This is a genomic window from Streptomyces sp. sk2.1 (assembly GCF_008120935.1).
Taxonomy (GTDB): domain Bacteria; phylum Actinomycetota; class Actinomycetes; order Streptomycetales; family Streptomycetaceae; genus Streptomyces.
Genome location: NZ_RDBO01000020.1, coordinates 854,269 through 880,913 on the forward strand (window position 1 = coordinate 854,269; position 26,645 = coordinate 880,913).

Below are 26,645 nucleotides of genomic sequence, written 5' to 3' on the forward strand. Positions count from 1 at the left end.
ACGAGCGGGAGCCGCACAGCAGACAGACAGTAGTCGGACGGTCACGGAGCGGACAAAGACCGTGCCGGGCGACCGGACGGCGGAAACGACGGCGCCCCGCCGGTGACCTGTGGTCTCCGGCGGGGCGGGCCGTTCACGGGGGCGCGGGAATTCGCCCGTTCGGGCGCGTATCAGCCGACGCGCACGCCGAACTGGAAGCTGCCGATGGTGTTCATCGACTCGTAGCGGACGAACGTGCCCGGGTACGGGGCGTGCAGGACGGTGTTGTTGCCCGCGTAGAGCGCCACGTGCGAGGTGTTGTTGAAGAAGACCAGGTCGCCCGGCTTCAGCGCGCTGCGCCCGATGTGGACCCCGTCGTTGATCTGGGTGTACGTGACCCGGGAGATCTGGACGTTGGCCTGGGCGTAGGCCCACTGGGTCAGCCCGGAGCAGTCGAAGGCGTCGGGGCCGGTGCCGCCGCGGACGTACGGCTTGCCCACCTTGGAGGAGGCGGCGCTCAGGGCGGCGGCACCCCAGGAGGAGGCGGGCACCTCCTTGCCCAGCTCGACCCGGTCGCCGGCGTCGCGGCTGGCGCGCTGCTCCTGCTCGCGGAACTTCGCCTTCTCGGCGGCGGTCAGGGTGTTGTACAGGCGCTGCGCCTCGGAGAGCTTGTCCTGGAGCTTCTTCTTCTTCGCCCCGAGCGTCTCGCGGATGTCCGCGAGGTCGCCCAGCTTGTCCTGGGCCTCCTTGCGCTTCTGCGCGAGGGAGCGCTGCTTCTCCTGGATCTTCTGGAGCGTCTCGGTCTGCTTGGCCGTCAGCTGGTCGAGCGCCGAGGCCTCGTCGAGGTAGGTGTCCGGGTTGGACGAGAGGAAGAGCTGGACCGACGGGTCGATGCCACCGGAGCGGTACTGCGCGGCGGCGAGCGAACCGAGGCCGTTGCGCAGGTTGTTGATCTCCTGCTGTCCGCGGGCCACCTTGTCCTGGAGCGCGCCGACTTCCTTCTCCAGCTTCTTCTGCTTCTCCTTGGCGCCGTTGTACTGCTCGTTGGCGACGCCGGCCTCGTGGTTGAGCTTGTCGACCTTCGCCTTGACCTCGCTCTTGGAGGGCTTGGGGTCTGCCTGGGCCGCCTGGGAGGACAGGGCCACGGCCGCGGCGGCGGTCGCGGTGAGCACGGTCACACGGGCGCGGCTCGGCTGCTTGGGACGACGGTGGGACGCCACGGAGGCGAGCTCCTTCTTCCTCGAGCCGCCTACCGGGCTGTGGGGGAGGTGAATCCCCGGCTCCGTGCACGTCACGGACTCGGCGGTTCCTTCGCCGTCGCCCCGGATGGGCGATCAACCGTGCGAAGGTTCGAAGGCCGACCCTAGTGACCATCTTGTGATCAGTTCAAATCCTCGCCGGAAAATTCTCACCCCGGGACGCACTTCTTTACCCACATCACACGGGGTGTAGCGGCGACTTGACGGTCCGTTCCCTGATATCCACCGAGTACCGACAAGCGCGACTAGACGCGCGAAAGACGCTTCAGGAGCAAGACGGACGCAACGGGCCTGGCGCCCGCCTTCGCCACCCCGTCGGCGACCTCGCGGTCGGTGGAGACCACCACGACGGGCCTGCCCGGGGGCTCGGCGCGCGCCAGTTGACGGATCAGCTCGTCGGCGGTCACCCCGGGCTTGCTGAACAGCACCCGGACCCCGCGCGGCGGCGCGAGCAGTACCGGGGCGGCCAGTTCGGCCCCGTCGAAGACACAGGTCACCTCGGCGCCGGTCTGCGCGGCGAGCACCGAGAGCCCGCCCAGCAGCCGCAACCGCTGCTTCTCCAGCGGGAGCTGCGGATAGCCGGTCTTGGTGACGTTGTAGCCGTCGATGATCAGATGCGCCTGCGGCAGCGCGAGCAACTGGTCCAGCAGGGCCGGGTCGGTCTCCGAAAGGGCCCTGGCCGCGATGTCCTTGGGCGACATCCGGCCCGGCTCGACCGCGTCGACACCGTCCGCGGGACGGATCGAGGAGGGCGGCAGGGCCAGTTCGCGGCGGAGCCCGCTCGCCGCGTCGAGCACCGTGTCCAGCAGCAGCCGCAGCCGCATGTCCTCGACCGAGCGGCCCTCCCTGGCGGCCCGGCGGCCCGCCTCGACCGCCGCCTCGGCCTCCCCGAGCCGGGCCTTGAGCCGACGGCTCTCGCTCTCGGCGGCGGAGACCTGGGCCGCCGCCTCGGACCGCACGGTCTCGGTCTCGGCCCGGCTGCGGCGCAGCGCGGCCTCGCCCCGCTTGACCTCGTTGACGGCGCTGCGCAGCTTGCGCTGCAGGGACTCGGCCTCCTTGCGGGCCGCGTCCAGCTCGCCGCGCAGCCGCTCCGTCTCGCTCTTCGTCTGGGCACGGGCCCGGGAGAGCTCCTCGCGCAGCCGCTCCAGCTCGCGGCGGCTCTCCTCGTCGGCCCGCTCGGCGTCCGCCCGCTGGGCCTCCTCACCGGCGGCGGCGACCAGCTTCACCCAGCCCGCCGGGCGCAGCACATAGGCCGCGGCGGCCACGTCGACCGGATCGGCGGCGGCCGGCGGCGCACCGGACTCCAGGGCGGCGGCCAGTTCGGGCTGCCCCTCCTTGAGCCGTTCGCCGATGCGCTGCCGGAACAGCGCGTCGCTCTCCAGGGCGGCGGCCATCGCATTGCCGGCGAACTTGGCGCGCCGGGTCGGGGTGAACCGGGCGTACTGCCTCAGCTGGGTCGGCAGTTCGCCGACCGTCAGCCCGCCGAAGGCGTCCGAGACCAGCGCCACGACCCTCCGTCGTACGCCTTCGGGCAGCGGGCGGTCGAGCGCCTCGACGGCGTCGCCGGCCGCCTCGGCCGCCTCGGCGCCATCAGCGGGCTGCTCCACGATCCGTCACCCCAAATTGTCTGTGGGCGCGGCTCCGTCAGGAGTCGGCACCCGGCCTGTCCACCAGTTCGATCTGATCCACCGCGTTGCACCAACGGCAGCGGACCGACTCGATGGTCTCACTGACCACCTCCCGTTCCTCGACGCTGGCCTCACCGGCCAGGTCGAGATGGACGTATTCGACGACCTTCGAGGAGCGCGTCACGTCGAAGCGGGTGAGATTTCCGCAGAGCGTGCAGCGCCAGCGGGTCCCGTCGGTCGGCTGGGGAACCGTCGTCATCGTTGCGTCCTCTTTCGTCGAGCCTCGTGCTGCTGCTTCAAGGATCTCGCGGTGCGCCGTCGAACTGCGGATGTCCTGCCGCAACCCTACGGCCTCGCCGCGTCCGCCCGACACGGCGAGGCGGTCCGTCCCGTTCCCTCCGCTTGCGTCATGCTCTGTTCATGATCGATCGGCGCGCTGTGACCGGCAGGTCGGCCGGCGGATTCCTGCGGACGGTCGCCCTGGGCGGATCGCCGATGACCCACGCCCTGATCGCGGCGTGCTCGCTGGTCTTCGTGATCAGCCCGCTGTCCGGCCTCAACCCGGTGCCCGGCGGCGCCGACGCCCGGCTGGCCGCCCAGGCCGGCTACTTCGAGCGCTGGGGCGTGATCCCGAACGAGCTGTGGGACGGCCCGGTGCGGGTCCTGCTCACCCCGCTCACCGCCCTCTTCGTGCACGGCAGCTGGGTGCACCTGCTCGGCAACATGCTCTTCCTGTACGTGTTCGGGGCGATGACCGAGGAACGCATGGGCCGCATCGGGTTCACCTTCTTCTACGTCATCTGCGGCTACCTCGCCCTGGTCGCCTACGCGGCCGCGCACGCCACGTCCGACCAGACGCTCGTCGGCGCGTCGGGCGCGATCTCGGCGGTGCTGGGGGCGTTCCTGTACCTGTTCCCCAGGGCCCGGGTGACCAGCCTGTTCCCGTTCCTCTTCTTCCTGCCCCTGCGCTTCCCCGCCTGGATCGTGCTGGTGTTCTGGTTCGTCCTGCAGTGGCTCGCGGTCCAGGGCGCGGGCAGCGGGGGGCCGGGGGTCGCCTATCTGGCCCATGTGGTGGGCTTCGCCCTCGGCTTCCTCTACGCCTGGGGGCGTTACCGGCGTACGGATAGAGTGAAGGCACCAGCCGCGGCCACCGAGGGAGAAAGTCAGCCGTGATCACCGCGATCGTGCTCATCAAAACCAGCGTGGACCGGATTCCCGAGATCGCCGAATCCATCGCCGCGCTGGACAGCGTCAGCGAGGTCTTCTCGGTCACCGGTACGTACGACCTGATCGCCATGGTCCGAGTGGCCAAGCACGACGATCTGGCGGACATCATCCCGGGCCGGATCAGCAAGATCCCCGGCGTCGAGGCCACCGACACCCACGTGGCGTTCCGCACCTACTCGCAGCACGACCTGGAGGCGGCCTTCGCCATCGGGCTCGACGCATAGGCACGGATTCACCCGCGTGACACTTCGGCGGGGTACGGGCGGCTTCCGCCCGTACCCCGCCGAAGTGCTGTGTGCCGGTCAGTGCTGCGCGGTGCCCCGGTCCGGGACGCAACGGCCGTCCTCGGTGCGGTACTTCCACTGGGCGCCCTCGCGCACCAGTTCCCCGACCGCGCGGACGAAACGCTCGATGTGCTCGTCCGGCGTACCGGCGCCGAAGCTCACCCGGATCGCGTTCAGGGAGCGCTCGCCCGGCTCGGCCTCGGGCGCGCCGCACTCGCCGACCTCCTGCGGGTCGCTGCCCAGCAGGGTGCGGACCAGGGGGTGGGCGCAGAACAGTCCGTCGCGGACCCCGATGCCGTACTCGGCGGAGAGCGCGGCGGCGAAGTGCGAGCTGTTCCAGCCCTCCACCACGAAGGAGATGACGCCGACCCGCGGGGCGTCGTCGCCGAACAGCGAGAGCACCTTGACCTGGGGAATCGCGGCGAGACCGGCCCGGACACCGGTCACGAGCCGCTGCTCGCGGGCGACCAGCGCGTCGAAGCCCGCCTCCTTCAGCGCCTTGCAGGCGGAGGCGATGGAGTACGCGCCGATGACGTTGGGGGAACCGGCCTCGTGCCGGGCGGCCGTGGTGTGCCACTCGACGTCCACCCCGCCGTCGGTGCGGCGGGCGACCTTGCGCGAGGCGCCGCCGCCGGCCAGGTATGGCTCGGCCTCCCGCAGCCAGTCGGCCCGGCCGGCGAGCACCCCGGAGCCGAAGGGCGCGTACAGCTTGTGCCCGGAGAAGGCGACCCAGTCGACGTCCAGCTCGGTGATGTCGACGGGGTGGTGCGGGGCGAGCTGCGCGGCGTCCAGCACGATCCGGGCGCCGTGCGCGTGCGCGGCGGCCGCCAGTTCCCCGACCGGCCACAGCTCGCCGGTGACGTTGGAGGCGCCGGTGACGCAGACCAGCGCGGGGCCGTAGGGGTCGCGCGCGGCCAGGGCCCGCTCCAGCGTCTCGACGGCCTGGGCCGGGGTGCGCGGGGCGTTCAGGTAGGTCACCCGCGCGTCGCGCCACGGCAGCAGCGAGGCGTGGTGCTCGGTCTCGAAGACGAAGACCTGGCAGTCGGCGGGGAGCGCCGCGGCCAGCAGGTTCAGCGAGTCGGTGGTCGAGCGGGTGAAGACCACCTGGTCGTCCGCGCGGCAGCCGAGGAACTCCGCGACGGTGGCGCGGCTGTTCTCGAAGAGGTCCGTGGAGAGCTGGGAGAGGTAGCCGGCGCCGCGGTGGACGCTGCCGTAGTACGGGGCGTACGCGGCGACGTCGTCCCAGACCCGGCGCAGGGCGGGTGCGCTGGCGGCGTAGTCGAGGGCGGCGTACGCGACTTCACCGCCCGTGACCAGCGGAACCCTCACGTCCTCCCCCAGAACGGGCAGGGGGGCACAAACCGACTCGTCGATGGCAGCGGTGGATACAGACATGGCGAACTCCCGTAAGAGGCAGGCGAAGAGCGCGCACCGGCGGATACGCGGCAGTGCGGCAGAAGGAGAAAAAGGGTGTGCGGAAGAGGGCCGGCCGGCCCTATCGCATTCGCGTGCTCACAAGAGGCTCCCTAGGGACCAGGACCCCGGGGGTTGGCATTCACCGATGCCGAGGGGCCCGCGCTTGCCGCGGACCTCGCTGCCCACGGCCTGGTCTTCACCCGGGGCACCCCGCCACGGACGGAGGGTTGCCGGACAGCGGGCCGGGGCCGTAGTCGCTGTCACTCATGACCTGCCCAGCATCTTGCCATACGCGCGGACGCGCGCAAGGCGCGGTCCAGGATCCGGACCGCGCCCCGCGTCACTTCTCCGCCCGACCAGGAGCCCGTCGGGGCCTGCCCGCGCCTGCCGGGCGGCCATCGGATGGCCGCCCCGCGGGCCCTCAGGCGTTGCTGGCCGCCACCCAGCGCTCCAGCGTCCGCGCCGCCGCGCCCGAGTCGATGGACTCGGCCGCCTTCGCCATCCCGGCGGCGAGCTGCTCGTTCAGCGTGCCGTCCGTCGGGTCCAGCGCCGTCAGGGCCGCCGCCGAGTTGAGCAGCACGGCGTCGCGCACCGGCCCCCGCTCGCCCGCCAGCAACCGGCGGGCCACATCGGCGTTGTACGAGGCGTCCGCGCCGCGCAGCGCCTCCACGGGCACCAGCTCCAGACCGACGTCGCGCGGGTCGAACGTCTCCTCGCGGACGGCCCCGTCCCGCACCACCCAGACCCGCGAGGTCGCGGTCGTCGTCAGCTCGTCCAGGCCGTCGTCGCCGCGGAAGACCAGCGCGGAGTTGCCGCGCTCGGCGAGCACCCCGGCGACGATGGGTGCCATCTTCGGGTCGGCCACGCCGACGGCCTGGGAACGCACCCGGGCCGGGTTGGTGAGCGGACCGAGGATGTTGAACGTGGTCGGCGTACCGAGCTCCTTGCGGGCCCTGGCGACGTACCGCAGGGCGGGGTGGAACTTCACCGCGAAGCAGAAGGTGATGCCCGCCTCCTCGGCGACCTCGACGACCCGCTCCGCGGAGAGGTCCAGGTTGACGCCGAGCTTCTCCAGCACGTCGGAGGAGCCGCTCGCCGAGGACGAGGCCCGGTTGCCGTGCTTGACGATCTTGGCACCGGTGCCGGCGATGACGATCGCCGACATGGTGGAGATGTTGACCGTCTTGGCGAGGTCGCCGCCGGTGCCGACGATGTCGACCGTGCGGCCGGGCACCTCGATGGTGCGGGCGTGCTCGTACATCGCCCGCACCAGGCCGGTCACCTCGTCGATGGTCTCGCCCTTGGCCCGCAGCGCCACCGCGAACCCGGCGATCTGCACATCGGTCGCCTCGCCGCTCATGATGCGGTCCATGGCCCAGGCGGTGGCGTCCGCGGTGAGGTTCTCTCCGCGCAGCAGGGGGTTCAGCACGCCGGGCCAGGAACGGTCCGCCACGCTGTCGCCGCCGATCGGGGTCACAACGTTCATGGTCCGCTCCCGGGGTCCACAGTCGGTAAAAGGATCGTCTCCACCCTATCGATCGGAAGAGGACGGCGAAGAGCCCCGTCCAACGCGTGGACGGGGCTCCTGCCGTGGCGATCAGTTCAGGCGATCAGTGGTGACCGTGGCCGCTGGTGATCTCCTTGTACTCCTCGACGGTGGGCTTGGCGATCTGGTTGTTCTCGCCGTAGTAGCCCTTGCTGAGTCGGGCGCGCAGCTTCTCCAGAGGCGACACCTTGCGCTCGACACCGTTCTCGTCGACCGTCGGGCCGATCTCGACCGGCTTGTACTGCTCGTGCGCGGTGAGCGTGTGCAGCTGCTCGGGGCCGAGCGGCTCGTGGATCTCGACGAACTCACCGTGCGGCAGGCGCTTGATGATGCCGGACTCGCGTCCGTGCAGCACCTTCTCCTTGTCGCGGCGCTGGAGGCCGAGGCAGATCCGCCGGGTGACGATGAACGCGATGATCGGGCCCGCGAAGATGAAGATGCGGATGAACCAGGTGATGGCGTTGATCGACAGGTGGAAGTGCGTGGCCCACAGGTCGTTGCCACCGCCGATGAAGACGATGACGTAGACGGTGATCCAGGCGACACCGAAGGCCGTCCGGGTCGGGGCGTTGCGCGGGCGGTCCAGGATGTGGTGCTCGCGCTTGTCCCCGGTGATCCAGGACTCGACGAACGGGTAGACCGCGAGAACCGCGAGCACCACTCCGAAGGCCATCAGCGGGATGAACACACCCAGGGCGAGCGTGTGACCCCAGAGGTTGATCTCCCATCCCGGCATCACTCGGATCAGACCCTCGGCGAAGCCCATGTACCAGTCGGGCTGGGCGCCGGTGGACACCTGGTCCGGACGGTACGGACCGATGTTCCAGACCGGGTTGATCGTGGCGATCCCCGCGATGATGGCGATGATGCCGAAGACCAGGAAGAAGAAGCCGCCGGCCTTCGCCATGTACACCGGCAGCAGCGGCATGCCGACGACGTTCTTGTTGGTGCGGCCGGGACCCGCGAACTGCGTGTGCTTGTGGTAGAAGACCAGGATCAGGTGCGCCACCAGCAGACCGAGCATGATGCCCGGCAGCAGCAGGATGTGGATCGAGTAGAACCTGGCGACCATGTCGTGGCCGGGGAACTCCCCGCCGAACAGGAACATCGAGATGTACGTGCCGACGATCGGCATCGACAGGATCGCGCCCTGGGTGAAGCGGATACCCGTACCGGACAGCAGGTCGTCCGGGAGCGAGTAGCCGGTGAAGCCGGTGAACATGCCCAGCACGAACAGCAGGAAGCCGAACAGCCAGTTGATCTCACGCGGCTTGCGGAACGCACCCGTGAAGAAGACGCGCATCATGTGCACGAACATGCCGGCCAGGAAGATCAGCGCGGCCCAGTGGTGGATCTGGCGGACCAGCAGACCACCGCGGACGTCGAAGCTGATGTCCAGCGTCGAGGCGTACGCCTCGGACATCCGGATGCCCTGCATCGGCTCGTACGAGCCGTGGTACACGATCTCGTTCATGCTCGGGTGGAAGAACAGCGTCAGGTACACACCCGTGAGGATGATGATGATGAAGCTGTAGAGGGCGATCTCACCGAGCATGAAGGACCAGTGGTCCGGGAAGATCTTGCGCATGTTGGCCTTGGCCAGGGAGTAGATCCCGAGCCGGCCGTCCGCCCAGTCGGCCACCCGCTCGCCGGCGGGTGCCTTGCGCTTGGTGTCGGTCGCAGTACTCATCCGTGTCATCCCCGCTCGAAGAAGGACGGACCGACGGGCTCGTCGAAGTCACCGAGCGCTTCGAGGTTGCCCTCGCTGTTCACACCGATCCGCAGCTGCGGAAGGGCGTGACCGGCCGGACCGAAAATGACGCGGGCGCCGTCGGAGAGGTCGAAGGTGGACTGGTGGCACGGGCAGAGCACGTGGTGGGTCTGCTGCTCGTACAGGCTGATCGGGCAGCCGACGTGGGTGCAGATCTTGGAGAAGGCCACGATTCCCTCGTGGGACCACTCCAGCTCGCGCTTGTCCTTGATGTTCTCCGGCTGGATCCGGACGATCATCAGCGCGGCCTTGGCGATCTGGTTGTTGAAGTCCTCCGCGTCCTCCTCCAGGCCCTCGGGCATGGCGAAGGTCAGCGAACCCACGATCACGTCCTCGGGACGCAGCGGCTCCATCGTGTTCATGTTGATGAGCTGCTTGCCCTTGCTCCACATGGTCTCGCGGAGCTTCTTCTCGGGCAGCGGGCCGAGGTCGCGCAGCAGCACCACACCGGAGAGCGGCACCAGGGCCAGCGCGCCGAACATGGTGTTGCGGATCAGCTTGCGACGGCCGATCGCGGACTCCCGGGCACCGTCCGCGAAGTCGGCGAGGACCTTCGCCTTGACCTCGGGCGCGGCCTCGATGGGGTGCCGGTCGTCGGCGACCTCCACGTCGGACATCAGCGTGCGCGCCCAGTGGACGGCACCGGCGCCGATCGCGAAGAGAGCCACGCCCAGGGTCAGCCCCAGGGAGAAGTTGAGCGCGCTCACATGGCCGAAGGGCCAGATGTACACGATCTTGTCGACCGGGAAGATGACGTACGAGGCGATGAAGCCGACCGTCGCCAGCATGGACAGCGTGAACAGCAGCGCGACGGTGCGCTCGGAGCGCTTCGCGGCCCGTTCGTCGATGTCCTGGATGCGCGGCTTGTGGGCCGGCAGCCCCGGGTCCGCGAACGGGTCGTCCGCGACCTTCACCGCGCCGTGCGCGGGGTCCTGCTCAGCGGGCAGGTTCTCGTCTGGAATCTCTTGGCTACTCATGACTTCTTGGCCTTAGCGGTGTGGGCCGCGACCCAAACGGCAACTGCGATCAGTGCGCCGAGCCCGAAGATCCAGGCGAACAGGCCCTCGCTGACCGGCCCCAGGCCACCCAGCTTGAGACCGCCCGGGTTCTCCGACTGGTCGCTGTTCACGGTCTGGACGTACGCGATGATGTCCCGCTTCTGCTGCTCGGGCATCGTGCTGTCCGGGAAGGACGGCATGTTCTGCGGGCCGGTCTGCATGGCCTCGTAGAGGTGCTTCGGGTCCACGCCCTCCAGGCTGGGCGCGTACTTGCCGTTCGTCAGCGCGCCGCCCTCACCGGTGAGGTTGTGGCACTGCGCGCAGTTGGTGCGGAACAGCTCGCCACCCTTGGCGATGTTCGCGCCCGCAGGGTTGACCTGCTTCTTGGTCGGAGTGATCGGACCGGCGCCGAGCGACGCGACGTAGGCCGCGAGCTGGTCGATCTGCGCCTGGGTGTAGATGACCTTCTTCTTCGGTACCTGGGCGCCGGGCTGCTGCGCCGGCATGCGGCCCGTACCGACCTGGAAGTCCACGGCGGCGGAGCCCACGCCGACCAGGCTCGGCCCGTCGGTGGTGCCCTGACCGCCGGTTCCGTGGCAGCTGGCGCAACCGACGGAGTACAGCTTCTTGCCCTCTTCGATGGCGAGGGACTGGGCGGTTTCGTCGGCCTGCGCCTTGCTCGCGGGCGCAAACGCGGCGTACAGCCCCCCAGTGGCCGCCAGCGCGAGGAGTAGTACGACGACCGCCGCCAACGGATGGCGTCGTCGTGCGGAGAGCTTTTTCACGGATTACCCCGGTGTCAGGATCTTCTGCGTCGATGCTGGATGTGGTTCGGGTGCGAGCCCGATTACTTGATCATGCGGTTCGGGTCGGGCCCGATTACTTGATCATGTAGATCGTGGCGAAGAGGCCGATCCACACGACGTCGACGAAGTGCCAGTAGTAGGACACGACGATGGCCGAGGTGGCCTGTTCGTGGGTGAACCTCTTGGCCGCGTACGTCCGGCCCAGGACGAGCAGGAAGGCGATGAGACCGCCTGTCACGTGCAGCCCGTGGAAACCGGTGGTCAGGTAGAACACCGAACCGTACGGGTCGGAGGAGAGGGAGAGACCCGCCTCCTTGACCAGCTCGGTGTACTCGAGGACCTGGCCTCCGATGAAGATCGCACCCATCACGAAGGTGATGATGAACCAGGTGCGGAGTTTCTTCACATCGCCCCGCTCCGCGGCGAAGACGCCGAGCTGGCAGGTGAGTGAGGAGAGCACCAGGATCGTGGTGTTTGTCGCCGAGAACGGGAAGTTCAGGTGCTCGGCCATCTCCTTCCAGTGATCCGGTCCCATCACCGATCGCAGGGTGAAGTACATCGCGAAGAGGGCCGCGAAGAACATCAGCTCGGAACTCAGCCAAATGATGGTTCCGACGCTGGTGAGGTTCGGTCGATTGACCGACGGGTGCGCGTGCCCGGTTTCTACTGTCGTTGCTGTCGCCACGACCGACATTATGTCGGTCGCTTATCCCGCCCTCACCCCGGGGGGTGCCGTTCGGTGTGTCAGCGGGGTGTGTCCGCCCCGAACGGCCCATGGAACAGCTGTCCTGACCGGTGCTGACAGGCCGTCGGGCGGAGTACGATCCGCGCATCGGTTCATGCCCGTAAAGCCCCGAAGACACGGATGTCACGGAGGAACTATGCAGCCGACCGCCACGGTCCTGGTCTACAGCGACGACGCCAACACTCGTGAGCAGGTGAGGCTGGCAGCCGGGCGCAGGCCCGCGGCCGACGTGCCACCGGTGGAGTTCCTGGAGTGCGCCACGCTGCCCGCGGTCCTGGAGGCGCTGGAGCACGGGGGCGTCGACGTCTGCGTGCTGGACGGCGAGACGGCGCCCGCGGGCGGCATGGGCGTCTGCCGGCAGATCAAGGACGAGGTCTTCCGCTGCCCGCCGGTGCTGCTGCTGATGGGCCGCCCGCAGGACGCCTGGCTGGCCACCTGGAGCCGTGCGGACGCCGCGGTGACCCTGCCGGTCGAACCGGTCGAGTTCGCGGACGCCCTGGCCGCCCTGCTGCGCAGCAGGCTCTGCGTGGGGGCCTGAGTCCCGCCGCAGGGCCCGCCACGAGCCCCCTCGCGGGCTCCTTCGCGGTTCTGCCGAGGGGCAGCGCACTCCCCGGGCCGTCAGACCTCGGGGCGCAGTCGCGCCGCCTGGATCGTGTCCGAACGGTCCGGGACGGTGTTCTTCTGCAGTGCGCTGCCCTTCAGCCATTTGGCCCAGGAGAGGTTCCAGTCGCCGTAGCCGTTGCCGAACGGCGCCATCGTCTCGCCCTGGCTGCCGACGACCTCGACGATGTCGCCCTCGCGCACGGTGTTGAAGAACCACTCGGCCTGGCCGGTGCTCATGCCCGTGCAGCCGTGGCTGACGTTCGCGTACCCCTGCGAGCCGGTGGACCAGGGGGCCGCGTGCACGTACTCGCCGCTCCAGGTGACCCGGGTCGCGTAGTAGACCTGCAGGTCGTACGAGTCGGAGGAACCCTCCGCGATGCCAATCGTCTCCCCGCGCATACGTACGCGGTATTCCTTGCCCAGCACGACCTTGACGCCGTTTCGGGTGGCGAAGCCGGGCTTCCCGGTGGTGACCGGAATGGTGTTGATCACTTTCCCGTTGCGCTTGACCGTCATCGAGTGCGTCGAGGCGTCGGTGACGGCCTCGATGCGGTCGCCCGTGGTGATTTTCAGCGCCTTGGAGGGGGCGCCGTGGAGGGTGTCGGTGACCCTGATGCCGGCCAGCCCGCTGGTGACCTCGATGGTGGCCCTGGCGGGCCAGTACTCCTTGGGGCGGTAGTGCAGGGTCTTGTCGTCGACCCAGTACCAGGAACCGGTCACCGCGGGCGTCGAGCGGACCCTCAGGGCGCGCTCCACGGTGGCCCTGGAGGCCCGGTCCCGGACCGGGGCGCTGAGTTCCGCGGTGACGGGCTGCCCGACGCCGTAGGTGCCCGCCCTGGGGCCGAAGGCGACCTTCAGGAACTTCTTGGCGGCGGTCGTCCCGAAGGAGAGCGTGCGGCTGCCCGGGGCGCCGTCGTCGTCCTCCACGCCGACCCGGACCGTGTAGTGGGTGCCGGCGGCCAGCGGGGCCGTGGAGTGCCAGCGCTTCCCGTCCGCGTCGAGTTCGCCCGCCAGATGGCGTCCGGTCGCGTCCACCGCCGTCACGTCCGTGATCCGGCCGTCGTCGTCGGCGGTGACTTCCAGCGGCTTGTCGGGATCGACCTTCCGATCGCCCTCGGAGACGTTGGAGGAGATCTCGTCCGCGGCGTCGTACGGCTTCTCCGCCAGCGGATGGCCGGATCCGCCGCAGGCGGTCGCGCCTGCGGCCAGGGCCGCGGCCAGCAGGGTGCAGCTCACTACGGGGCGGATGCGCGGCGTGCGGTTCATGGATCCACGTTATGGAGACGCGTCCGCGTCAGCGCGCGGGATGACTGCAAACGGGGGGCCCGCACTCCTCTCGGTGGAGAAGTGCGGGCCCCCCGTCAGGTGGAGCGGTGGAGCGGTGTCACTGGGTGCGGTTCTCACCGCGGTAGTACTCGAAGACCCAGCCGAACAGACCGATCATGAGCATCGGGGCCGAGAAGTAGAGCAGCCACCAGCCGAAGATGACGCCCATGAAGGCGAGCGCGCCACCGACCGCCAGCGAGAGCGGCTGCCAGCTGTGCGGGGAGAAGAACCCCACCTCGCCGGCCTCGTCCGCGACGTCGGCCTCCTTGTTGTCCTGCGCCATGGCGTCGACCCGCCGGGCCGTGAAGGCCAGGTAGAAGCCGATCATCACGCTCAGACCGAAGGACAGGAACAGCGCGGTGGTGCCGACGGGCTCCTTCGCCCACACGCCGTAGGTGATGGCCATGGCGAGCATGAAGATGCTCAGCCAGAGGAACATCTTGCCCTGGATCTTCACTTGCCGGCCTCCTTGCCGCCAGCGAGGGCCTTGTCATCCTCGGAGTGGTGCTCCAGCTGCTCCAGCGCGGCGATCTCCGGGTGGTGCAGATCGAAGGCCGGGGATTCGGAACGGATCCGGGGCAGGGTGAGGAAGTTGTGCCGCGGCGGCGGGCAGGAGGTCGCCCACTCCAGCGAGCGGCCGTAGCCCCACGGGTCGTCGACCTCGATCTTCTTGCCGTACTTGGCGGTCTTCCACACGTTGTAGAAGAACGGCAGCATCGACAGGCCGAGCAGGAACGAGGCGATCGTCGAGATCGTGTTCAGCGCGGTGAAGCCGTCCGCCGCGAGGTAGTCCGCGTAACGACGCGGCATGCCCTCGGCACCGAGCCAGTGCTGCACCAGGAACGTGCCGTGGAAGCCCACGAACAGCGTCCAGAACGTGATCTTGCCGAGCCGCTCGTCCAGCATCTTGCCGGTGAACTTCGGCCACCAGAAGTGGAATCCGGAGAACATCGCGAACACCACGGTGCCGAAGATGACGTAGTGGAAGTGCGCGACGACGAAGTACGAGTCCGAGACGTGGAAGTCCATCGGGGGCGACGCCAGGATCACGCCGGTCAGACCACCGAAGGTGAAGGTGATCAGGAAGCCGACGGCCCAGAGCATCGGTGTCTCGAAGGACAACGATCCCTTCCACATCGTGCCGATCCAGTTGAAGAACTTCACACCGGTCGGTACCGCGATGAGGAACGTCATGAACGAGAAGAACGGCAGCAGCACACCGCCCGTGACGTACATGTGGTGGGCCCACACCGTCACGGAAAGACCGGCAATGGCGATCGTCGCGCTGATCAGACCGATGTAACCGAACATCGGCTTCCGGCTGAAGACCGGAATTACCTCGGAAATGATTCCGAAGAATGGTAGGGCGATGATGTACACCTCTGGATGGCCGAAGAACCAGAAGAGGTGTTGCCAGAGCAATGCGCCGCCATTGGCCGCGTCGAAGATATGTGCGCCGAATTTACGGTCGGCCTCCAGCGCGAAGAGCGCGGCGGCGAGGACCGGGAAGGCCAGCAGGACCAGCACACCGGTCAGCAGGACGTTCCAGGTGAAGATCGGCATGCGGAACATCGTCATGCCGGGCGCGCGCATGCAGATGATCGTGGTGATGAAGTTGACCGAACCGAGGATCGTGCCGAAGCCGGAGAAGGCCAGACCCATGATCCACATGTCGGCGCCGACACCCGGCGAACGGACCGCGTCCGAGAGCGGGGAGTAGGCGAACCAGCCGAAGTCCGCCGCACCCTGCGGGGTGAGGAAGCCGGCCACCGCGATGATCGAACCGAAGAGGTACAGCCAGTAGGCGAACATGTTCAGCCGCGGGAACGCCACGTCGGGCGCGCCGATCTGCAGCGGCATGATCCAGTTCGCGAACCCGGCGAACAGCGGCGTCGCGAACATCAGCAGCATGATCGTGCCGTGCATCGTGAACGCCTGGTTGAACTGCTCGTTCGACATGATCTGCGTGCCGGGACGGGCCAGTTCGGCGCGCATGAAGAGCGCCATCAGACCGCCGATGCAGAAGAACGCGAACGACGTGACCAGGTACATCGTGCCGATCGTCTTGTGGTCAGTGGTGGTCAGCCACTTGACGACGACGTTTCCCGGCTGCTTGCGCCGGACCGGCAGCTCGTCCTCGTACGAGTCTTCTGCTGCCGCGGCACCCTGAGGTTCGTTGAGGATGCTCACAGTTTGTTCGTCTCCGCATTCCTGGCCGGGTCAGTCTGCTCGATGCCGGCCGGCACGTAGCCCGTCTGGCCCTTCTTCGCCAGCTCCTCCAGGTGCGCCTGGTAGCGCTCCGGGGAGACGACCTTGACGTTGAAGAGCATTCGGGAGTGGTCGACGCCGCAGAGTTCGGCGCACTTGCCCATGAAGGTGCCCTCCTGGTTGGGAGTCACCTCGAAGGCGTTGGTGTGGCCCGGAATGACGTCCTGCTTCATGAGGAACGGCACCACCCAGAAGGAGTGGATGACGTCACGCGAAGTCAGGACGAAGCGGACCTTCTCGCCCTTCGGCAGCCACAGGGTCGGACCCGGGTTGCCGTTCTGCGGGTTCCGGGTTCCCGGGATACCGAAGTCGTAGACGCCCTCGGCGTTCTTCGGGAAGTCCTTCTGGTACCGGTCGGGGATGGCGTCGAGCTCCTTGGGGATCTCGTTGCCCGTGTCGGCCGAGCCGTCCACGTCCTCGATGTAGTTGAATCCCCAGCTCCACTGGTAGCCGACCACGTTGATGGTGTGGGCGGGCTTCTCGGAGAGCGAGAGGAGCTTCGATTCATCGCGTGCGGTGAAGTAGAACAGCACCGAGACGATGATCAGGGGTACCACGGTGTACAACGCCTCGATGGGCATGTTGTACCTGGTCTGCGTAGGAACCTCGACCTTGGTTCGGCTGCGCCGGTGGAAGATGACGCTCCACAGGATCAGACCCCAGACCAGCACGCCCGTGGCGAGCGCTGCCGCCCACGAGCCCTGCCAGAGAGAAAGGATCCGTGGTGCCTCTTCCGTTACCGGCGTGGGCATACCGAGGCGGGGGAAGTCCTTGTATGTGCAACCGGTTGCGGTCGCCAGGATCAGGCCCGCAGTCAGCACCTGCGGCAGCTTCCGCCGCATCGGGCGCCGCGACGAGCGGTCGGAGCCGTTGGGACTCACGTAGCGCCTTCCCGAGAGTCTCGCCCGCGCGGTCGGCGCGGCCGTCTTTCTGGTCGGTCGCCGCCCTGACGCGGGCAGGGGTTTGGATGTTTATGCGGACCAAACCCTACTGGACGCTATTTGGGGTCGCGCGGGGAGGGTGCCCAACGCGCCGTCCGACTCCCCGAAGGGGTGGAATGCGCGCCTCCGGCCGTCATCTGACGCCCCCTCTCCCGGCGGTCCGGAAGGCCCCTCCCGGCCCCCCGGCCCGGCGCGGGCTAGCGTGGCCGGGTGCCCTACTTCGACACCGCATCCTCCGCCCCCCTGCACCCCGTCGCACGCCAGGCGCTGCTTGCCGCGCTGGACGAGGGCTGGGCCGACCCGGCCAGGCTCCACCGCGAGGGGCGGCGGGCCGGGCTGCTGCTGGACGCCGCCCGGGAGGCCGCCGCCGAGGCCGTCGGGTGCCGGCCGGACGAGCTCACGTTCACCCCTTCGGGGACCCGGGCGGTGCACGCCGGAATTTCCGGGGCGCTCGCGGGCCGTCGGCGTGTCGGCCGCCATCTGGTCGTCTCCTCGGTCGAACACTCGTCGGTACTCCATTCGGCCGCCGCCCATGAGGCCGAGGGCGGCTCGGTCTCCGAGGTGGCGGTGGACCGCTCGGGGGCGGTGGACGCGGCGGACTGGGCGCGGGCGCTGCGGGCGGACACCGCGCTGGCCTGTCTGCAGTCCGCCAACCACGAGGTCGGCACCGAGCAGCCGGTGGCGGAGGTCGCGGAGGTCTGCCGGGAGGCGGGGGTGCCGCTGCTGGTGGACGCGGCGCAGTCGCTGGGCCGGGCGCCGGTGCCGGGCGGCTGGTCGCTGCTGGTGGGCAGTGCCCACAAGTGGGGCGGACCCTCGGGGGTGGGGCTGCTGGTGGTGCGCAAGGGGGTGCGGTTCGCGCCGCGGGGGCCGGTCGACGAACGGGAGTCCGGGCGGTCGGCGGGGTTCGAGAACATTCCGGCGATCGTCGCCGCGGCGGCCTCGCTGCGGGCGGTACGGGCCGGGGCGGAGGCCGAGGCCGCGCGGCTGCGGGTCCTGGTGGACCGGATCAGGAGCCGGGTGCCGGAGCTGGTGCCCGATGTGGAGGTGGTCGGCGATCCGGTGCGGCGGCTGCCGCACCTGGTGACCTTCTCCTGTCTCTATGTCGACGGGGAGGCCCTGCTGCACGAGCTGGACCGGGCGGGTTTCTCCGTGTCGTCCGGTTCGTCCTGCACCAGCAGCACGCTGACGCCGAGCCATGTGCTCAGGGCGATGGGGGTGCTGTCGGAGGGGAACGTACGGGTCTCGCTGCCGGACGGCACCCGCGACGAGGAGGTCGACGACTTCCTGGAGGCACTGCCCCGGGCGGTGGCGGAGGTACGGGCGAGGCTCGGCGCGCCCGCGTCGGCGGCCGCCTCCCCCGCCCCGGCCGCGTCCCTGGTGGTCGACGCGCTCGGGAAGCGCTGCCCGATCCCGGTGATCGAGCTCGCAAAGGTGATCGGGGAGGTACCGGTGGGCGGGACGGTGACGGTGCTCTCCGACGACGAGGCGGCGCGCCTGGACATCCCCGCCTGGTGCACGATGCGCGGGCAGGAGTACGTGGGCGAGGAGCCCGCGGACCGCGGTTCGGCCCATGTGGTCCGCCGGCTCGTCTGAGAACCCGCCGGGTGGCCTCCGGCCGGAGGCCACCCGACACCCGTCGGGTCAGCCCAGGTGGACGCGGACCTCGGCGGCGGCGTCGTGGCCGTACGCCTTGGTGAAGCGGTCCATGAAGTGGGCGCGGCGCAGGGTGTACTCCTGGGTGCCGACCGTCTCGATGACCAGGGTGGCCAGCATGCAGCCGACCTGGGCGGCGCGCTCCAGGCCGACGCCCCAGGCGAGGCCGGAGAGGAATCCGGCGCGGAAGGCGTCGCCGACGCCGGTCGGGTCGGCCTTGGTCTCCTCCTCGGGGCAGCCGACCTCGATCGGGTCCTCGCCCGCGCGCTCGATCCGGACGCCGCGGGCGCCGAGCGTGGTGACCCGGTGGCCGACCTTGCCCAGGATCTCCTCGTCGGTCCAGCCGGTCTTGGACTCGATGAGTCCCTTCTCGTACTCGTTGGAGAAGAGGTACGTGGCGCCGTCGAGGAGGATCCGGATCTCCTCGCCGTCCATCCGGGCGATCTGCTGCGAGAAGTCGGCGGCGAACGGGATGCCCCGGGAGCGGCACTCCTCGGTGTGGCGGAGCATGCCCTCGGGGTCGTCGGCGCCGATCGAGACGAGGTCGAGGCCGCCCACCCGGTCCGCGACGGCCTTCAGCTCGATGAGCCGGGCCTCGCTCATCGCACCCGTGTAGAAGGAGCCGATCTGGTTGTGGTCGGCGTCCGTGGTGCAGACGAAGCGGGCGGTGTGCAGGACCTCGGAGATCCGGACCGAGCCGGTGTCGACGCCGTGCCGGTCGAGCCAGGCGCGGTACTCGTCGAAGTCGGAGCCGGCGGCGCCGACCAGGATCGGGTTCGTACCGAGCAGACCCATGCCGAAGCAGATGTTGGCGGCGACACCGCCCCGGCGCACGTCGAGGTTGTCGACCAGGAAGGAGAGCGAGACCGTGTGCAGCTGATCCGCGACCAGCTGGTCGGCGAAACGGCCGGGGAAGGTCATGAGGTGATCGGTGGCGATGGAGCCGGTGACTGCGATTCGCACGGGGAGACTGCTCCTGCGGAGATCGGGGGGAACGGCTGACGGTGTTCCCGGGGCGGCGTGACAGTTCACGCTACCCGCTCCCCGGACCCGGCTGAAGCGGGGAAAACTACCCGATAGTAGGGCTTTCCTCCTGAGCCGTGTGATGCCTACGGTGCGGTTATGTCGAACCACATCGCCACGCACGAGTCCGAAATGAGCCTGGCCGAGCTGCGCGGGGACTGCGCGCGGATGGCTCCGCACTGGGCGGCCCACCCGAAGTCTGCCCCTGTTCCGGTGGCTCCGTCCCGGATTCACGGGGTCACCGTGCCCGCGGCCTCCGCCCGGCTGGTCGACGCCATGCCCGAGTACGGCGACTGATTCCGGCCGGTACCGGCACGGTGCCGGTACCGGCAACGATCGCGCCCCGCCCCGGGAGGGAACCGCTCGCGCCCCTGTCCCGTCCCACCGTTGTCCCCGGACCCCGGGGACGGACGACGGGCCGGATCACGACACGTGACGGCCACGCAGGCGAAGGAGCGATCCGGTGAGCACCGAGCGACCCGACAACGACGTGACCGGCCCCCGGCGGCGTTCGCCGCTCGCCGTGGCCTCGGTGGCGGCAGCCGTACTGCTGGCCGGGGGTGGCGGCGCCTACTGGGCCGCGACCGCCGCCGACGGCGGCGACACGACGGCCGGCAGCGCGGACGACAGCGGCGGCGCCCCTCCCCCGCTGGCCCTGGACACCGAATCGGACGGCCCCGCGAGGTCGGACGGGCCCGTGCGGGGCATCGCGCCGGGCGAGCCCGACCCGAACGGCGGCCGGGTGGTCTACCGGGTGTCCGGCGAGCTGCCCCAGGGGCCCGACAGGGCCGCGGTGCGGCGGGCGACGGGCACCGTCTCGGCCGCCGAGGTGACCCGGCTGGCGAAGGCGCTGGGCCTGCGGGGGACGCCTCGGACGGAGGGCACGGCCTGGACGGTGGGGTCCGCCGGGGACGGCTCGGGCCCGGTCCTCCGGGTGGAGAAGCAGGCCCCCGGCACCTGGACGTTCAGCCGTTACGGCTCCGGCGGCACGGACAACTGCCGTGACACCGAGGTCTGTTCGAGCCAGAAGGTGTCCCCGGGCGGTTCCGGCGACCCGGTGGGCGAGAACGTGGCCAAGGCCGCCGCGACCCCGATCCTGAAGGCGGCGGGGCAGGACGACGCCGCGCTCGACACCCGCCAACTCATGGGCTCGGTACGGGTGGTGAACGCCGACCCGAAGGTGGGCGGGCTTCCCACGTACGGCTGGTCGACCGGCATCCAGGTGGGCCCCGGCGGTGAAGTGGTGGGCGGCGCGGGGAACTTGAAGGCCCCGGAGAAGAGCGACAGCTACCCGGTGATCAGCGCGGGCGAGGCGCTGAAGCAGCTGAACGGGCGCTCGACGCGCGGGGGCCTGCAGAAGGACATCGGCGGCTGTGCCACCCCCGTACCGCTGCAGGACGGGAAGGGCGACCCGAAGAAGCAGCCGAAGGTGGACTGCGGGACGCGGAGCCCGGCGGAGCAGCCGCCGACGAGGACCGTGACGATCGACAGGGCGGTCTTCGGCCTGTCGACGCAGTACGTGGCGGGCGAGCGGACGCTCGTGCCGTCCTGGCTCTTCTCGGTGCGGCAGGACGCCGGGGGCCCGGGCGCCACGCTGCCGCGGGTCGCCGTGGACCCCTCGTACCTGACGAAGGACGCACCGGCGACGACCGCGCCCGTGCCGACGCCGACCCCGTCCCCCGGGGACGGGGAGAAGTCCGGCCGGCTGCTGTCGTACAGCGCCGACGGGCGGACCCTGTCGGTGAAGTTCTGGGGCGGGGTGTGCAGCACGTACACCGCGAGCGCGACCGAGGACGGGAACCGGGTCACGGTGACGGTGACGGAGACGAAGCAGCCCGGGAAGAAGGTCTGCATCCTGATCGCCAAGGAGCTGACCCGCACGGTGACGCTGGACGCGCCGCTCGGTGACCGGAAGGTGGTCGACGCGACCTCGGGCGGCGCCGTGCCCCGCGGCTGAACCGCACGCACGACGACGACGGCGGCGGTGGTCCCCGGTCGGGGACCACCGCCGCCGTCGTGCCGTTCCGCCGTTCCCGGGATCCGCGCGCCCACTCGGGGCGCGCGGGCCCGCGGGGGTCAGTTGAAGGAGTCCCCGCAGGCGCAGGAGCCCGTGGCGTTGGGGTTGTCGATCGTGAAGCCCTGCTTCTCGATGGTGTCGACGAAGTCGATGGAGGCGCCGCCCAGGTACGGGGCGCTCATCCGGTCGGTGACGACCTTGACGCCGTCGAAGTCCTTCACGACGTCCCCGTCGAGCGAACGCTCGTCGAAGAAGAGCTGGTAGCGCAGGCCCGAGCAGCCGCCGGGCTGAACGGCGACGCGCAGCGCCAGGTCGTCACGGCCTTCCTGCTCCAGCAGGCTCTTGACCTTGGCTGCGGCGGCGTCGGACAGGAGGATGCCGTCGCTCACGGTGGTGGTCTCGTCCGATACGGACATCTGCTTCTCTCCCGGGTTGTACGGAGACTGCTTGCCGACGTTGCAACCGTCGGAGCCGCGGATTCATTCCGGGCCGAGCGCTTGCCTGTTCCATTCATGCTCGCACACCGCTCCGGCGGGGGGATGCGTCACATCGACACTATGGCCATCGTCAAAGTGACGTGAACCGGATATGATAGATAGTGTCAATTAGACGAAAAGGCTTTCGCAGAAGCTTTCAGCAGAGAAGAAAGGGTGCGTGACGTGACCACGGCCCACCCCGCCCAGGAACTCGACGTCCAGCCGACGCCCCTCGCCCTGCTCCTGCTCGGTCGTGAGGCCGACCCCCGGAGCGAGCGCGGCGTCGAGTGCCCCGGCGACCTGCCATCCCCGTCCGACCCGGACCTGGTGGAGCGCGCCCGTGCCGCCAAGGAGAAGCTCGGGGACAAGGTGTTCGTCCTCGGCCACCACTACCAGCGCGACGAGGTCATCCAGTTCGCGGACGTCACCGGCGACTCCTTCAAGCTCGCCCGGGACGCGGCGGCGCGGCCGGAGGCCGAGTACATCGTCTTCTGCGGCGTGCACTTCATGGCCGAGTCCGCGGACATCCTGACCACGGACGACCAGAAGGTCGTGCTGCCGGACCTGGCGGCGGGCTGCTCCATGGCGGACATGGCCACCGCCGAGCAGGTCGCCGAGTGCTGGGACGTGCTGACCGAGGCCGGGGTCGCCGAGCAGGTCGTGCCCGTCTCGTACATGAACTCCTCCGCCGACATCAAGGCGTTCACCGGGCGGCACGGCGGCACCATCTGCACCTCGTCCAACGCCCGGCGGGCCCTGGAGTGGGCCTTCGAGCAGGGCGAGAAGGTGCTCTTCCTGCCCGACCAGCACCTCGGCCGGAACACCGCGGTCCGGGACCTGGGGATGTCGCTGGAGGACTGCGTCCTCTACAACCCGCACAAGCCGAACGGCGGCCTGACCGCCGAGGAGCTGCGGAACGCGAAGATGATCCTGTGGCGCGGGCACTGCTCGGTGCACGGCCGCTTCTCGGTCGAGTCCGTGAACGACGTGCGCGAGCGGATCCCGGGCGTCAACGTCCTGGTGCACCCGGAGTGCAAGCACGAGGTCGTGGCCGCTGCCGACCACGTGGGCTCGACGGAGTACATCATCAAGGCCCTGGAGGCGGCCCCGGCCGGCTCGAAGTGGGCGATCGGCACCGAGCTGAACCTGGTGCGCCGCCTGGCGAACCGGTTCGCGGCCGAGGACAAGGAGATCGTCTTCCTCGACCGGACGGTGTGCTTCTGCTCGACGATGAACCGCATCGACCTGCCGCACCTGGTGTGGGCCCTGGAGTCGCTGGTCGAGGGCAACCTCGTCAACCGGATCGAGGTCGACCCGGAGACGGAGAAGTACGCGAAGCTGGCGCTGGAGCGGATGCTGGCGCTGCCGTAGCGGGAGACCGGGACGGGCCGTCGGCGACGGACCCGTCCCCCGCCGAGGTCGCACGAAGGCCCTGGCACCGTCGGACCGACGGTGCCAGGGCCTTTCGCGTGCCGGTCGTCAGGCCCCGACCGGCTCCTCCTCGCGGACGTCCTCGGCAGGCTCCGCGACGCCCGCCTTCCCCGCCCGCCCGGCGGCCTTCTTCTTCGCGCGGCGCTCCTTGCGGAGTTCGACCATCGCGTAGAGCGTCGGCACCAGGAGCAGGGTCAGCAGGGTCGAGGTGACCAGGCCGCCGATCACCACGACGGCGAGCGGCTGCGAGATGAAGCCGCCCTCGCCGGTGACGCCGAGCGCCATCGGGAGCAGGGCGAAGATCGTCGCCAGGGCGGTCATCAGGATCGGGCGGAGCCGGTGGCGGCCGCCCTCGACGACCGCCTCGACGACGCCCATGCCCTGGGCCCGGTACTGGTTGATCAGGTCGATCAGCACGATCGCGTTGGTCACCACGATGCCGATCAGCATCAGCATGCCGATCATCGCCGGGATGCCCATCGGGGTGTCGGTGGCGACGAGCAAGCCGATCGCGCCGGTCGCCGCGAACGGGATGGAGACCAGCAGGATCAGCGGCTGGACCAGGGACCGGAAGGTCGCCACCAGCAGCATGAAGACGATCGCGATCGCCGCCAGCATGGCCAGGCCGAGCTTGGCGAACGAGTCGCTCTGGTCCTCGGTGACCCCGCCGATGGTGGCGGTGGCGCCCTCGGGGAGCTCCAGCGCGTCGATCTCCTTCTCCAGCGCGGCGCTGACCGCGCCGGTGTTGTCGCTGGTGGGCTTGGCGGTGATGGTGGCGGCGCGCTGGCCGTCGATCCGGGTCATCGAGACCGGGCCGGGGACCAGTTCGACGTCGGCGACCCGGCCGAGCTTCACCGGGCCGAGGGGGAGGGCCTTCAGCTCGGCCATGGTGGTGGCCGGGTGGGCGGACTTGATGACGACGTCCCGCTCGGTGTCGTCCATGACCGCCTTGCCGGCCGGGGTGCCGCGCACCGCTCCGGCGACGGCCGCGCCGAGCGCGCTCTGGTCGAAGCCGGCGTCCGCCGCCCGGGCGTTGGGCTTCACCGAGATCCGCGGGACGCTCTGCGACAGGTCGCTCTGGACGTCGGTGACGTCCTCGATGCCGGCGACCGCGCCGCGCACCTTCTCGGACGCCTTGCGCAGCACGTCCGCGTCGGCGGCCTTGACCACGACGCTGAGGTCCTGGCTGCCGAAGCCGTCGCCCGCGGAGATGGTGGTGTCACCGATGCCGTCGAGCTCGCCGAGCGCCTTGTCGATGCGCTTCTGGGTGGCGTCGAAGTCGCCCGAGTCCTTCAGGGTGACCTGGTACGTGGCCTGGTTGGATCCGGTGCCGCCGCCGAAGGCCGCCATGAAGCCGGAGGAACCGACGGTGACCTGGTAGTCCTTGACGCCCTTGTCGTCGGCGAGGACCTTCTCGACCTTCCCGGCCGCCTCGTCGGCGGCCGCCAGGCTGGTGCCGGGGGCCAGCTCCTGCTTGATGGAGAGGACCTCCTGCTCGCCCTGGTCGAAGAAGTTGGTCTTCAGCAGCGGGGCCATGCCGAAGGTGGCGAGCAGCACCACGACGGCGATGGCGAGGCTGGTGACACGGCGCCGGGTCGCGAAGCGGAGCACCGGGACGTACAGCCGCTGGAGCCGGCTGCGGGCCTCCTTCTCCTCCGCCTTGCGACGGGCCTCTTCCGGGTCGTCCAGGGCGGTGCCCTTGGGGGCGCGCAGGAACCAGTACGACAGGACGGGCACCACGGTCAGCGAGACCAGCAGGGAGGCCAGCAGGGCCGCGGTGACGGTCAGCGAGAAGGAGCCGAAGAGCTCTCCGACCACGCCGCCGACGAGGCCGATCGGCAGGAAGACGGCGACCGTGGTGAGGGTCGAGGAGGTGACCGCGCCGGCCACTTCCTTCACCGCGGTGATGATCGCCGACTGGCGCTCCTCGCCGTAGCCGAGGTGGCGCTTGATGTTCTCCAGGACCACGATCGAGTCGTCGACGACCCGGCCGATGGCGATGGTCAGCGCGCCGAGCGTGAGCATGTTGAGCGACAGGTCCCGGGTCCAGAGCACGATCAGCGCGAGGACCACGGAGAGCGGGATGGAGACCGCGGTGACCAGGGTCGAGCGCAGCGACGCGAGGAAGACCAGGATCACGACGACGGCGAAGAGCAGACCGAGCGCGCCTTCGGTGGTCAGACCGGAGATCGCCTTGGAGACGGCGGGGCCCTGGTCGGAGACCACGGTCAGTTCGGCGCCGGCGCCGAGGTCCTTGCGGAGGTCGGGGAGCTTGTCCTCGACCGCGTCCGAGATGGCGACGGCGCTGCCGTCCTTGTCCATGGTGGCCATCACGGCGAGGCTCGGCCGGCCGTTCGTCCGGGTGATGGAGACCGCGGCGGCCTGCTCCTGCTCGACCTTCGCGACGTCACCGACGCGAACCGGCTTGCCGCGCTCGCCCGTTGCCGCGCCCTGGGGGGCGATCCGCAGGTCCTCGATCTGCTTCAGGGAGGTGAAGGAGCCGCCGACCTGGACGGTGCGGCTCTTGCCCGACTCGGAGAACGAACCGGCCGGGACGGTCGCGCCGCCCGACTGGAGCGCCTGGGCGAGCGTCATGGCGTTCAGCCCGGCGGCGGCGAGCTTCTCGTCGTCGGGGGTGACGGAGACCTGGAGGTCGCGCACCCCGTCGACGGTGACCTGGCCTACGCCGCTGATGTCCTCCAGGGCGGGGACGACCGTGCGGTCCAGCTGGTCGGCGAGCGCCTGCTGGTCCTTGTCGGAGGTGACGGCCAGGACGACCGCCGGGATGTCGTCGGTCGAACCGGCGATGACCTGCGGGTCCACGTCGTCGGGAAGCAGGGCGCGGGCGCGGTTGACCGCCTGCTGGATGTCGGCGACGAGCTGCTTGGTGCCCTCGCTGCCGAAGTCGAAGGACGCCATGATGACGGCGCTGCCCTCGCTGGCGGTGGAGGTGATGCCGGTGACCCCGTCGACCGTCTTGAGGGAGTTCTCCAGCGGTTCGACGACCTGCTTCTCGACCACATCGGGGGACGCACCCTGATAGGGGGCGAGTACCGACACCACCGGAAGCTCGATGGTGGGCAACAGCTGCTGCTTGAGCTGCGGGATCGCGATCGCTCCGAATACGAGCGCGACGATCGAGATCAGTCCGATCAGGGCCCGTTGCGCGAGGCTGAATCTGGACAGCCAGGACATGGGTGAGGTCTCTCTTCTGTGGCTTGCGCGGCAGGTGGGACGGGTGACTCGGG

At 69.7% G+C, this 26,645-nt stretch carries 23 protein-coding genes and 1 riboswitch; of the genes, 7 read left to right on the plus strand and 16 right to left on the minus strand.

The window, feature by feature from the left end; all coding sequences use genetic code 11:
* Positions 1-170: 170 nt before the first annotated feature.
* The 3 genes from EAO76_RS07345 to EAO76_RS07355 form a co-directional block, all read right to left on the minus strand.
* Positions 171-1,199: an NlpC/P60 family protein gene (locus EAO76_RS07345; protein ID WP_148834499.1), complete on the minus strand. Its 1,029-nt coding sequence runs from the start codon at positions 1,197-1,199 to the stop codon at positions 171-173.
* Positions 1,200-1,483: 284 nt separating this feature from the next.
* Complete coding sequence (locus tag EAO76_RS07350; RefSeq protein WP_187438489.1) at positions 1,484-2,845, minus strand: NYN domain-containing protein; 1,362 nt, start codon at positions 2,843-2,845, stop codon at positions 1,484-1,486.
* 37 nt (positions 2,846-2,882) lie between these two features.
* The gene (locus EAO76_RS07355; RefSeq protein WP_136328374.1) at positions 2,883-3,125 is read right to left on the minus strand and encodes a hypothetical protein; all 243 of its coding nucleotides are present in this window, start codon (positions 3,123-3,125) and stop codon (positions 2,883-2,885) included.
* A gap of 161 nt (positions 3,126-3,286) precedes the next feature.
* Between EAO76_RS07355 and EAO76_RS07360 the strand changes: the two genes are divergently transcribed.
* Both EAO76_RS07360 and EAO76_RS07365 read left to right on the plus strand, forming a co-directional pair.
* The gene (locus EAO76_RS07360; RefSeq protein WP_148834502.1) at positions 3,287-4,039 is read left to right on the plus strand and encodes a rhomboid family intramembrane serine protease; all 753 of its coding nucleotides are present in this window, start codon (positions 3,287-3,289) and stop codon (positions 4,037-4,039) included.
* The gene (locus EAO76_RS07365; protein ID WP_148834504.1) at positions 4,036-4,317 is read left to right on the plus strand and encodes an Lrp/AsnC family transcriptional regulator; all 282 of its coding nucleotides are present in this window, start codon (positions 4,036-4,038) and stop codon (positions 4,315-4,317) included. The genes EAO76_RS07360 and EAO76_RS07365 overlap by 4 nt, the downstream gene beginning before the upstream one ends.
* A 78-nt stretch (positions 4,318-4,395) precedes the next feature.
* Here EAO76_RS07365 and EAO76_RS07370 read toward each other — a convergent pair whose 3' ends face one another.
* From EAO76_RS07370 to EAO76_RS07395, 6 genes are all read right to left on the minus strand, one after another.
* Positions 4,396-5,772, minus strand: a complete 1,377-nt coding sequence (locus EAO76_RS07370; RefSeq protein WP_148834506.1) for an aminotransferase class V-fold PLP-dependent enzyme — start codon at positions 5,770-5,772, stop codon at positions 4,396-4,398.
* Between the two features lie 175 nt (positions 5,773-5,947).
* Positions 5,948-6,065, minus strand: a riboswitch (SAM riboswitch).
* 149 nt (positions 6,066-6,214) lie between these two features.
* Complete coding sequence (gene trpD / locus EAO76_RS07375; protein WP_148834508.1) at positions 6,215-7,279, minus strand: anthranilate phosphoribosyltransferase; 1,065 nt, start codon at positions 7,277-7,279, stop codon at positions 6,215-6,217.
* 124 nt (positions 7,280-7,403) lie between these two features.
* Complete coding sequence (locus EAO76_RS07380; protein ID WP_148834510.1) at positions 7,404-9,029, minus strand: cytochrome bc complex cytochrome b subunit; 1,626 nt, start codon at positions 9,027-9,029, stop codon at positions 7,404-7,406.
* Positions 9,030-9,034: 5 nt separating this feature from the next.
* Entirely contained in the window at positions 9,035-10,087 is a 1,053-nt protein-coding gene (locus EAO76_RS07385) for a ubiquinol-cytochrome c reductase iron-sulfur subunit (RefSeq protein WP_148834512.1), read from the minus strand.
* Positions 10,084-10,893 carry a c-type cytochrome gene (locus EAO76_RS07390; RefSeq protein WP_148834515.1) on the minus strand — a complete coding sequence of 270 codons (810 nt, stop codon included), beginning with the start codon at positions 10,891-10,893 and terminating at the stop codon, positions 10,084-10,086. Before EAO76_RS07390 ends, EAO76_RS07385 begins: the two co-directional genes overlap by 4 nt.
* Before the next feature lie 94 nt (positions 10,894-10,987).
* Positions 10,988-11,608, minus strand: a complete 621-nt coding sequence (locus EAO76_RS07395) for a heme-copper oxidase subunit III (protein WP_148834517.1) — start codon at positions 11,606-11,608, stop codon at positions 10,988-10,990.
* Positions 11,609-11,795: 187 nt separating this feature from the next.
* On the opposite strand from EAO76_RS07395, the gene EAO76_RS07400 reads away from it, so the two are divergent.
* Positions 11,796-12,197, plus strand: coding sequence for a hypothetical protein (locus EAO76_RS07400; protein WP_148834519.1), 402 nt, complete (start codon positions 11,796-11,798; stop codon positions 12,195-12,197).
* Between the two features lie 80 nt (positions 12,198-12,277).
* Here the strand turns inward: EAO76_RS07400 and EAO76_RS07405 are convergent, their stop codons facing one another.
* From EAO76_RS07405 to coxB, 4 genes are all read right to left on the minus strand, one after another.
* Positions 12,278-13,528: an Ig-like domain-containing protein gene (locus EAO76_RS07405; RefSeq protein WP_148834521.1), complete on the minus strand. Its 1,251-nt coding sequence runs from the start codon at positions 13,526-13,528 to the stop codon at positions 12,278-12,280.
* Between the two features lie 118 nt (positions 13,529-13,646).
* Positions 13,647-14,045, minus strand: coding sequence for a cytochrome c oxidase subunit 4 (locus tag EAO76_RS07410; RefSeq protein WP_148834523.1), 399 nt, complete (start codon positions 14,043-14,045; stop codon positions 13,647-13,649).
* Positions 14,042-15,778, minus strand: a complete 1,737-nt coding sequence (gene ctaD, locus EAO76_RS07415) for a cytochrome c oxidase subunit I (RefSeq protein WP_148834525.1) — start codon at positions 15,776-15,778, stop codon at positions 14,042-14,044. The genes EAO76_RS07410 and ctaD overlap by 4 nt, the downstream gene beginning before the upstream one ends.
* Entirely contained in the window at positions 15,775-16,737 is a 963-nt protein-coding gene (gene coxB / locus EAO76_RS07420) for a cytochrome c oxidase subunit II (protein ID WP_148834527.1), read from the minus strand. The genes ctaD and coxB overlap by 4 nt, the downstream gene beginning before the upstream one ends.
* Positions 16,738-17,007: 270 nt before the next feature.
* On the opposite strand from coxB, the gene EAO76_RS07425 reads away from it, so the two are divergent.
* Complete coding sequence (locus tag EAO76_RS07425; protein ID WP_148834529.1) at positions 17,008-18,390, plus strand: cysteine desulfurase/sulfurtransferase TusA family protein; 1,383 nt, start codon at positions 17,008-17,010, stop codon at positions 18,388-18,390.
* A gap of 48 nt (positions 18,391-18,438) precedes the next feature.
* On the opposite strand, the gene EAO76_RS07430 is transcribed toward EAO76_RS07425, so the two are convergent.
* Complete coding sequence (locus EAO76_RS07430) at positions 18,439-19,413, minus strand: carbohydrate kinase family protein (protein WP_148834531.1); 975 nt, start codon at positions 19,411-19,413, stop codon at positions 18,439-18,441.
* Between the two features lie 159 nt (positions 19,414-19,572).
* Here EAO76_RS07430 and EAO76_RS07435 point away from each other — a divergent pair, with 159 nt between their 5' ends.
* Together EAO76_RS07435 and EAO76_RS07440 are read left to right on the plus strand one after the other, a co-directional pair.
* On the plus strand, positions 19,573-19,770 hold the full coding sequence (locus EAO76_RS07435) for a hypothetical protein (protein ID WP_148834533.1): 198 nt from the start codon (positions 19,573-19,575) through the stop codon (positions 19,768-19,770).
* Positions 19,771-19,936: 166 nt separating this feature from the next.
* A complete protein-coding gene (locus EAO76_RS07440) occupies positions 19,937-21,430 on the plus strand; it encodes a hypothetical protein (protein ID WP_148834535.1) in 1,494 nt (497 codons plus the stop codon).
* 119 nt (positions 21,431-21,549) lie between these two features.
* Here the strand turns inward: EAO76_RS07440 and EAO76_RS07445 are convergent, their stop codons facing one another.
* On the minus strand, positions 21,550-21,906 hold the full coding sequence (locus tag EAO76_RS07445) for an iron-sulfur cluster assembly accessory protein (RefSeq protein WP_148834544.1): 357 nt from the start codon (positions 21,904-21,906) through the stop codon (positions 21,550-21,552).
* A 234-nt stretch (positions 21,907-22,140) separates the two neighbouring features.
* On the opposite strand from EAO76_RS07445, the gene nadA reads away from it, so the two are divergent.
* On the plus strand, positions 22,141-23,337 hold the full coding sequence (nadA, locus tag EAO76_RS07455; RefSeq protein WP_187438490.1) for a quinolinate synthase NadA: 1,197 nt from the start codon (positions 22,141-22,143) through the stop codon (positions 23,335-23,337).
* Positions 23,338-23,445: 108 nt separating this feature from the next.
* Here the strand turns inward: nadA and EAO76_RS07460 are convergent, their stop codons facing one another.
* Positions 23,446-26,592, minus strand: a complete 3,147-nt coding sequence (locus EAO76_RS07460) for an efflux RND transporter permease subunit (protein WP_148834550.1) — start codon at positions 26,590-26,592, stop codon at positions 23,446-23,448.
* Positions 26,593-26,645 lie beyond the last annotated feature (53 nt).

Bases quoted from the DNA above. Each gene is read 5' to 3' on its own strand.
- EAO76_RS07385 (WP_148834512.1), bottom strand. From the start codon at position 10,087: ATGAGTAGCCAAGAGATTCCAGACGAGAACCTGCCCGCTGAGCAGGAC.
- EAO76_RS07400 (WP_148834519.1), top strand. From the start codon at position 11,796: ATGCAGCCGACCGCCACGGTCCTGGTCTACAGCGACGACGCCAACACT.
- EAO76_RS07460 (WP_148834550.1), bottom strand. From the start codon at position 26,592: ATGTCCTGGCTGTCCAGATTCAGCCTCGCGCAACGGGCCCTGATCGGA.
- EAO76_RS07445 (WP_148834544.1), bottom strand. From the start codon at position 21,906: ATGTCCGTATCGGACGAGACCACCACCGTGAGCGACGGCATCCTCCTG.
- EAO76_RS07405 (WP_148834521.1), bottom strand. From the start codon at position 13,528: ATGAACCGCACGCCGCGCATCCGCCCCGTAGTGAGCTGCACCCTGCTG.
- trpD (WP_148834508.1), bottom strand. From the start codon at position 7,279: ATGAACGTTGTGACCCCGATCGGCGGCGACAGCGTGGCGGACCGTTCC.
- EAO76_RS07435 (WP_148834533.1), top strand. From the start codon at position 19,573: ATGTCGAACCACATCGCCACGCACGAGTCCGAAATGAGCCTGGCCGAG.
- EAO76_RS07395 (WP_148834517.1), bottom strand. From the start codon at position 11,608: ATGTCGGTCGTGGCGACAGCAACGACAGTAGAAACCGGGCACGCGCAC.
- EAO76_RS07360 (WP_148834502.1), top strand. From the start codon at position 3,287: ATGATCGATCGGCGCGCTGTGACCGGCAGGTCGGCCGGCGGATTCCTG.
- EAO76_RS07380 (WP_148834510.1), bottom strand. From the start codon at position 9,029: ATGAGTACTGCGACCGACACCAAGCGCAAGGCACCCGCCGGCGAGCGG.
- EAO76_RS07370 (WP_148834506.1), bottom strand. From the start codon at position 5,772: ATGTCTGTATCCACCGCTGCCATCGACGAGTCGGTTTGTGCCCCCCTG.
- EAO76_RS07355 (WP_136328374.1), bottom strand. From the start codon at position 3,125: ATGACGACGGTTCCCCAGCCGACCGACGGGACCCGCTGGCGCTGCACG.